This is a genomic window from Mesorhizobium sp. WSM4836, assembly GCF_055811815.1.
Genome location: NZ_JBVVQF010000011.1, coordinates 1 through 7,781, shown reverse-complemented (window position 1 = coordinate 7,781; position 7,781 = coordinate 1). Strand labels below are relative to the sequence as shown.

At 58.2% G+C, this 7,781-nt stretch carries 4 protein-coding genes; all 4 read right to left on the bottom strand.

All coding sequences use genetic code 11. The features are described 5' to 3' along the window. Positions 1 to 90: 90 nt before the first annotated feature. From AC0L2P_RS14840 to AC0L2P_RS14825, 4 genes are read right to left on the bottom strand one after another with little or no spacing between them, the layout of a single operon-like run. Entirely contained in the window at positions 91 to 2,307 is a 2,217-nt protein-coding gene (locus AC0L2P_RS14840) for a GumC family protein (protein ID WP_473502039.1), read from the bottom strand. Between the two features lies 1 nt (position 2,308). Then, positions 2,309 to 4,303 carry an asparagine synthase (glutamine-hydrolyzing) gene (asnB, locus tag AC0L2P_RS14835; RefSeq protein ID WP_473502038.1) on the bottom strand — a complete coding sequence of 665 codons (1,995 nt, stop codon included), beginning with the start codon at positions 4,301 to 4,303 and terminating at the stop codon, positions 2,309 to 2,311. Positions 4,304 to 4,307: 4 nt separating this feature from the next. Next, a complete protein-coding gene (locus AC0L2P_RS14830) occupies positions 4,308 to 5,561 on the bottom strand; it encodes an O-antigen ligase family protein (RefSeq protein WP_473502037.1) in 1,254 nt (417 codons plus the stop codon). After that, positions 5,561 to 6,781 (bottom strand): glycosyltransferase, encoded by a 1,221-nt coding sequence (locus AC0L2P_RS14825; RefSeq protein ID WP_473502036.1) that lies wholly within the window; start codon positions 6,779 to 6,781, stop codon positions 5,561 to 5,563. Before AC0L2P_RS14825 ends, AC0L2P_RS14830 begins: the two co-directional genes overlap by 1 nt. Between the last annotated feature and the right edge of the window lie 1,000 nt (positions 6,782 to 7,781).

Genomic DNA, 7,781 nt, shown 5'->3' with positions numbered 1-7,781 from the left:
GCCCGCCGGCAGCCGACCGGCGCAGCGCCTAAAGCGGTGATTTTCAACCAAGCGGTGGCGGAAGTAGCAAACAATAGAAACCCGCGCTCGTCATGCCTTCTCCAGCAAAAGATCAGCGCTGTCCCCGAACCGGTAACCCGCATGCTTCCTGAGATTAACCTTCGTGAGAACGCTTGCGATGGGAACCGAAGCTGGCGTATCGCCCGCAAGCAGGTCTAGAACGCCTCGCGCGATGCTGCGTCGCGTTTTCGCCCAGCGAACGGCGAAAAGAACCACGTCGCCCCAGCCTGTCAGGAGTCTGGCTTCTGGTCCCTCAAGCCCCAGCGGCCCATTTATGATGACCACCCGATAGATCGAGTGAAGTTCATCTTTGAAAGGAGAGCCGTCGACACTGGACAGCAAGGGCAGCAGATCCTCCGACGGTGCGAGCGCCATGAAATCGATTCCGATTGCCGACATTCCAGCTATCGCATCGTGCAGCGCACAACGGTCACTGACATAATCTCCGAAAAAATTGGGCGGCTTACGTGCGCTGAATTCCTTCACAAACTCGCCTGTAAGGCGGCGGTCCGTGCGGTCCAGATCAATAAAGAGTACTCGCCCTCCAAGTCTGGTGGCCGCCAAGGCCATGCTCCATGCGAGCTCGGTCTTGCCATCATCCTCACCGCAGGATGTTATCAAGATTATGTTCGAGCAATCTCTCGCCCGTTGGGGCGCCGCGGCGACAAGCAGGGCTGTCACGGCGCGACTGTATCTGGACTCCTGCTGGCCTGAAACCAGCTGCTGCAGTCGCTTCGCGTGCGTTGTGGCAGCCTGGGGTATTAGCCCGAGGCACGGAACCTTGAGCGCTGCTTCAGCTTCGGCCTCTCCGCGCAAGGTGCTATCGAAGCGTTGGCGGACAAGTATGAATATGCCTCCAATCAGGCCAAACACGACCATGCCGGGCGGAATAAGAAATATTGGCGAAAGAGTCGTTGGATTGGTAGGGGGCCACGCCGCTGAGAGAAGCCTGACTCCGGGGGATGGACTTGCAATACGCCGCATCAAGTCTTGTTGCCGGGTCAAAAGGTCGTTGTAGCGCTGCGTCAGGATGCTGACCTGGGGCTCGAGAGCGCGCAATCCGGAAAGCCGGCCGGCTGTATCGGCCACAACCGCATCCAGGACGTTCTTACGCTGTTGCAGCACCGCTATTTGGGAGCGATAGATGTTCGTCTCGGCAGCGACGCGGGCGATTTCTTGTTCGATCTCACGATCGATCGCATTTCTGACATCCTCATCTGTGGTGCCGTTGGCCTGGCGTCCCAAGAGGTCGGTCAGCACGGGTGATCCGATGGCTTCGGCTAACGAGGAGACCGACGCGCCCCCCTTTCGCAAGTCCTGAATGTGTTGGAGTCGAGATTCCGATGCGGAGAGATCCGCTTTCGACAAGGAGATTTGCTGGGTGAGTTCGATTATCTCTTTGGCGGCATTGTCCGCTGCACCTTGGTCGATCGCGCCATGGCTCAGCCGATACCTCTCAAGACGATCGGTCGCTTCTGCGAGACTGTTTTGTGTTGCTGGAAGTCCGGCAACTATCGATTCAAGTTCCAGTCTGTCCGATGCTTGGCTTTTCCTTGCCAGATCGCCAATATACACTTGGGCGAACGTGTTGGCGATCAAAGCGGCCCGCGCCGGATCGTGATCGGTGAAGCCGACACTGATGACCCTCGATCGCAGCTCCTGGCCGATCCTTATACCCTTACGCAGTATCTTGAGTTCAGCCGCATCTGGCTCTGCCGGAGTGCTTCGCTGCCAAATTTTGGCAAGCAGATCGGCTGTACCCGAGCGCAACTTCGGTGGCTCGTCGCCCGCTGGATTAGCAGCAGAATTTTCGGTGCCAGCATCAATCTTTCTAGTAATGTTGAGAGCGTCCGTTTTGCGCAACGCTGTCACCACGCTTCGCAGATGGCCTTGCGACGAGAGCATGGTTATGTGGTCATCAATGCTGGAATCCACAGCATCCTGAGCAGAGACCAAGCCGCCGGCAGGTCCCGCTCTGCTGGGTGCGTCGACGATCACCTGTGTGGTGGCTTCATACAGGGCAGGCCGTGCAAGACCTGCAAGCCCGGCTAATACACCGCCGGAGATGACCATGGCCAGCAGGAACCATTTTTTTCTTGAGAGGGTAATGAGGAGCTGATGGAGCGGCGTTTGCGAGTCAATCTGCTCGCGTAATGGCCGTTTCATGCGCGGATTGATTTCGCGCATCGGTACGTGCATTTCCGTGACGTGCGGAAGGTGGATGCGGCTAACTATGGACCCTTCCATCTCAAACTCCTGTAAGTTCTGGCAGGCGAGAATCCGTTGCTGACAGCAATGGCCGCTTCGCCTCGTTGCGCCAGGCCTGGAACATCAAAGCCGGCCACAATTCGCGAGTATGGTCGTGTCTGCCATCGGTGTGATCGCGCCAACACGCATCCACCTTTGCAAGGTCGAAAATCCCGTCGCCGGAGAGACGCATATCGCCGACGAGATCGTTGGCCCAACCGCGCAGCGGGCCTCTCAGCCAGATCGCTATTGGAACGTCGAAACCTTGCTTGGGCCGCTCGATCAGCCGCTGCGGAATGTACCGGCGCAGCAACTGACGAAGTATCCACTTACCTTTGCCATTACGAACCTTCGTATTCGTCGGCAGGCGCCAAGCGAATTCGACAACCCGATGATCGAGCAACGGGCACCGCCCCTCGAGGCTGTTGGCCATGCTGGCGCGATCCAGCTTCACCAATATGTCGCCGGGCAGGTATCCGGCCATATCGTCATACAAAAGACGGGACAGCAGCCCATCAAGCCGGTGCTCGACGTGAATTGATGAGGGTGGCTGGTGCAGGCTGAGATTCTCGGTCGATGATCCCGTAAGTCGCCGATACAACTCATCCTCATCGGTCGCAGTGAGCAACTGAGCGAGGCGATCCAGGCGATCGCCGCGCAGCGCATGCCGCGCACGCGCCGAAAGCGGCAGCTTGCCGAAGAGATCGTGACGGACCGCATGAGCCAGTAGCCCAGTGCCTGCCGCAAGCGCCCGACGCAGTGCTGACGGGAGAGCATGCTGTTGTCGCAGCCGGGCCGCCATGAAGTGGCGGGCATAGCCGGCGAAGCATTCATCGCCACCGTCGCCGGACAAAGCAACCGTAACGTGCCTGCGGGCGAGCCGCGCCACCAGCAGGGTTGGTATCTGCGATTCGTCAGCGAAAGGCTCATCCCAGATCTGCGGCAGTTCTGGAATCACGTCGCGCGCTACGGCAGCCGAAAGGTGGAGTTCGGTATGGTCGGTGCCCAGATGGCGCGCGACTTCCGCAGCATGGGGGGCCTCATCGAACCCGCCCTCTCCGAAAGCGATCGTGAACGTGCGCACGGGCTTTTCCGATTGAGCCTGCATCAGGGCTACAACCGTCGAGCTGTCTATTCCGCCCGACAGGAAAGCCCCCAGCGGGACGTCAGCGATCATGCGCTCCCGAACGGCAAGCCGAAGCAGGCCGTCCAGTTCATCGGTGAGTTCCTCGTCGCTGCCGGCGACCTGCTCCGTCCGCCCTTTCGTGGCGGCTTCGGCCAGCGACCACCAGTGTCGAATGCGATGCGACAGGGAGGCGACACTGCGTTCCCCGGAGAACTCAGCGGCCGTTACCGAGAGGACCGAACCCGGCGGCAGCTTGAATACGCCTCGCCAAATGCAGCTGTCATCCGGTACCCATCCCTTCGAAAGCATTGCCGCGGCCGCATCGATATCGAGCTCCTGGCAAAACCCTGGAAAACGGTTGATCGCCTTCAACTCGGAAGCAAAAACAAGTGCATCGCGTGTTGAGGCGACATAAAGCGGCTTTTTGCCCATTCGGTCGCGGGCGAGATGGAGCGTCCTTGTCTTAAGGTCCCATAATCCTAAAGCGAACATGCCGGCGAAACGGGTGAGTGCTTTTTCGAGGCCCCAACTCTCAATTGCGGCGAGCATGACTTCGGTATCGCTGGCGCTCCGAAAATGATGACCTGTACTCTCCAGCTCACGGCGCAAATCACGGAAATTGTATATTTCGCCGTTGAACGTGATGATATATCGGCCGCTTTCGGAATGCATCGGCTGACGGCCAGCCTCCGACAGGTCAACGATGGCCAGCCGCCTGTGACCGAAGGCGACCCCCGATTCACGGTTTACCCAGAATGCCTCGCCATCCGGCCCGCGGTGACGAAGCGCGGACGTCATCTGCTCTATTGCCCTGAGCGGCCTCGTGTCGGCTGAATCGGATGCAAGAAGAATTCCGGCAATACCACACATACCATTACCCCGGATTGTTGGAGATTGCAGAAACTGCTTTCGGCTCACCGGCGACAAGGCAGATTGTTAGCGCAAACCACATGATCGGGTGGCGGATGATCAGGTGCGGCATCCCGAAGATGATGATTGACACCACGAGCGCAAACAGCGCGTCGAGCTTCGCACGCCACACCGACATGATGGCGGCGCTGATTATCCAGACCAGCGCCAGAACCGCAATAAGACCACCTTGAGTGTACAGGTCGAGGATGGTGTTGTGAGCCTCGAAGGGCCGTTCCAGAAATTGCGAGTCGAACACGGATGGGCGCTCGAGATGCGGACCTGGACCAAGCCCAAGCGATCCGGATTCGGCGCCCTTCTCCAACGCTTCGTCCCAGAGATGCACGCGGAGTGCGGCGGTTTCGGCAGTGGCCTCGCCGCCCTTGTCCTTGGTCAGGCCCTTAGCGAAGTTTTCGAGGACGCTCGCCTCCGTTACAGCGTAGGGTGTTATCGCCATCGCCAACGGAAGGATACCGACAAGCAACAGGAGGACGGCTTGCCGTGAAAAGCTGACCCTGTTGCCACCGGTCTTGAGCCATGTCCTGATCCGCAGCCCGAGGAACGTCAGGCAGGTCAGGATGCTGGTGTACAAATAGGTATCGCTCTTTGTCAGCCTCCCGACATAGAAGGTCAGGAACAAGCTAGCGATCCCAAGAAACCTGCCCCATCGATTGCTGGTGGTGGTCGCAAGATGCAAGGCTAGCGGGCCAAAGATTGCGCAGTAGAGCGCGAGCTGGTTTGGATTATGCGACCAGCCGCGAAAGCGGTCCCAGTACCAGGGATCGACGCCACCTTGGGGGATCCAGCCCCAGCCCTGTCCCAGCTGAATGGCAAGGGCCATGTTCGCGATGCCCACAACCCACCAGCCAGCACGACGCAGATGGCGATCAGCCTCGGGTTCTGCAGCGGCAAGGCACGTGATGCTGACCAACAGCAGGTAGGCCATCGTATCGTGCATCAGGCCCGTCAGATATAGAACTGTGGTCAGATAGCCGACGACGGTGCCGACCCCGAGAGCAAGCGCCATGATCGTCCAGAAGCTCGCAAGACGTGTCAGCGCCGGCCTCGTCTCCAGGTGACCGCCAGCAAGCACACGCCCTATCGACAGCATGATCCAAAGCACGAGGAGCAGTTCGCCAATCCCCAAGGGCGACCCAGGAATTTCGAGTTGCACCGCATAGGTCATTGCGAGGCCGCTGGCCAGGATCACGTCCCGCATCATCGGCGCACATCCAATCTGCTTTTCGCAGCACCCTCTCCAAGCAAGATCGGATACGCCGGTCGGGCGAGGCCAGTGTGGGATTTGGCGCTAAGGATATTTTCGTACAGATCGCAATACTGAGCGACCACCCGCGGCAGCGCGAACTGCTCCCGGACAAGTTCGACGGAACGACCGCCCATGATTTTTCCACGACTGCGGTCGGACAGGATGTCAACTAGTCGAGATGCAAGACCATCGGCGTCGTGCGGTTGGACAAGGTAGCCGTTCCATCCATCCTCGACCACTTCATTGCAGCCTGGCATCTTCGAAGCGACGATGGGCAATCCCGCCAGCCCTGCCTCGAGCAGGACGCGCGGGATTCCTTCTCGATATTGTGTGGGGAAGGCGAACACGTCGGCCATGCCAAGAAGGGCTGGAACATCGCGTCGTGGGCCAAGCGCGATGACATGAGGAGCGTGTCGATCGATTTCCGACTTGTCGACTGCAAATGGACCTTCGGACTCCCAAGGGCCGACAAGCACGAAACGAGCATTAGGCCTTTTGGAAAGGACGCGGGGGACTGCTTGAAGCAATACCGGGATGCCCTTCTGGTGGGTCAGCCGGCCCACAAAAATTACGATCTCTGCTGACTGGAGCCCGAATTCCTGGCGCATTTTCGTTGCCGGCGGAGCAAGGTGCCTCGCCATGGCGAACGCATCGACGTCGATGCCAGAACTGCGGATCACTCTTCCTCTGCCGGGTTCAATCAATCGAAAGCGCTTGAAGAAAGCCTCATCGTCCCGATTCTGAAACACCGTCGCTGCCGTCCAGAAGGAAGCAAGCCATTGCAGCCCGCAAAAGATTGGACGCAAGGCCAGAGCCCGCGGTTCCAGCGAGGAGAATGTCCAGCCCAGGCCGTTGATCGTGCGCACGACCGGGACCGTTCCGCGCAGTGAAAGGGGTGCCAGCAGGTTAGGCTTGGTGTCGAAACTTTGGACAATGTCAGGCCGGAGTTCCGCCACCAATTTCCGAATCGCTCTTACGGCGGTCCACTCGCCACTGCCGCTGGCAAATCGGTCGAAACCGTAGCGGCGATGCGGAATGCCATGCCGCAAAAACGCAGCCTCATCGCCGGTCGAAACCGCAGTGACCCGGAAGCCGCTTTCGCGCAGCGACATTAGGAACGGAATCCTCAGGGCGTGATCTTCGCCTCCCACACAAACGAGATGCGGATTCATCCCGAAGCTCCCGTCTGTGCGCCGTGTTTCGGTCGCGTGAAGTAACTACCTTTCGCATCTGCTTTCATGGTTTTGCTTCGTTACTTCTGTGCGCGTGAAAGGGTACGGTAGGAGGAGGTTTGCCTACTGTCCTCGTCTGTTCGAATGAGGTAAACCGCATTGGGATCACGGCCTTACGCATACCGCGAAGCACCTCGACAGCATCTTATGGGTACGCGGATGAATTGCGCCTCGAACTCTAGGGAGTTCTGCCAAGCCGGACTTGCCGCTGATTAAGACAACCAAGAAAGCGCTTCCGACGGTCGTGCGCTGTACGGCTGCTCTACGCTGGGATTCCTAAGCTCCCTGTCCGGGTCCGCGTGCTACCAGGCATAATGATCAGCCCCCCTCAGCCACAACCACTGACGCGACTTGCCGTCTTGCGACCAGCGGATAGGCCGATTCGACCCCTCCGATGTCGGAAACCTGATCTGCCGACCGACATCCCGCAACGAATGTCCCGACGCCTACGAATTGTCCACAACTAATTGGTTGCGGCAATGAGACTGTGGAGGGGCTTGGCTCTTAGATTAAATGTTCGTCTGATTTATAAATTTGGTAGGTTAACAACTAAGTAGAGATTTAATTCACAATTCAATTCCACAACACGCAGGCTACATTTTAGACCAGTAAACTACCGGTTGCCAATTAAATCAGATAATCTGGATAGAGCTACGGACTTAACGCGATGATTTTCTTGATATGCATTGAATATCTCTATTGAGCTTTCTCCTTCCGTGCAGCATTCCTATTGGCGATCAACCATTCTATCAGAGCCTGCAGGTATGTGATTTGGCGCTAATATACACCCTCTAGTAGGCAGACATCCGCGGGGCGCTATCGAATCAAAGAAGGATTATGGGATGGCGACTCTGCACTACGCCTCGGGTGGATCCGCCACCGAAATCGCAACCGCCGGGTTCAATCTGGCTGACGTTCAGTACGTTTCGCTGGTCAACGC

Excerpts from the sequence above, each read along its gene's own strand:
- AC0L2P_RS14830 (WP_473502037.1), bottom strand. The coding sequence starts at position 5,561 with ATGCGGGACGTGATCCTGGCCAGCGGCCTCGCAATGACCTATGCGGTG.
- asnB (WP_473502038.1), bottom strand. The coding sequence starts at position 4,303 with ATGTGTGGTATTGCCGGAATTCTTCTTGCATCCGATTCAGCCGACACG.
- AC0L2P_RS14840 (WP_473502039.1), bottom strand. The coding sequence starts at position 2,307 with ATGGAAGGGTCCATAGTTAGCCGCATCCACCTTCCGCACGTCACGGAA.
- AC0L2P_RS14825 (WP_473502036.1), bottom strand. The coding sequence starts at position 6,781 with ATGAATCCGCATCTCGTTTGTGTGGGAGGCGAAGATCACGCCCTGAGG.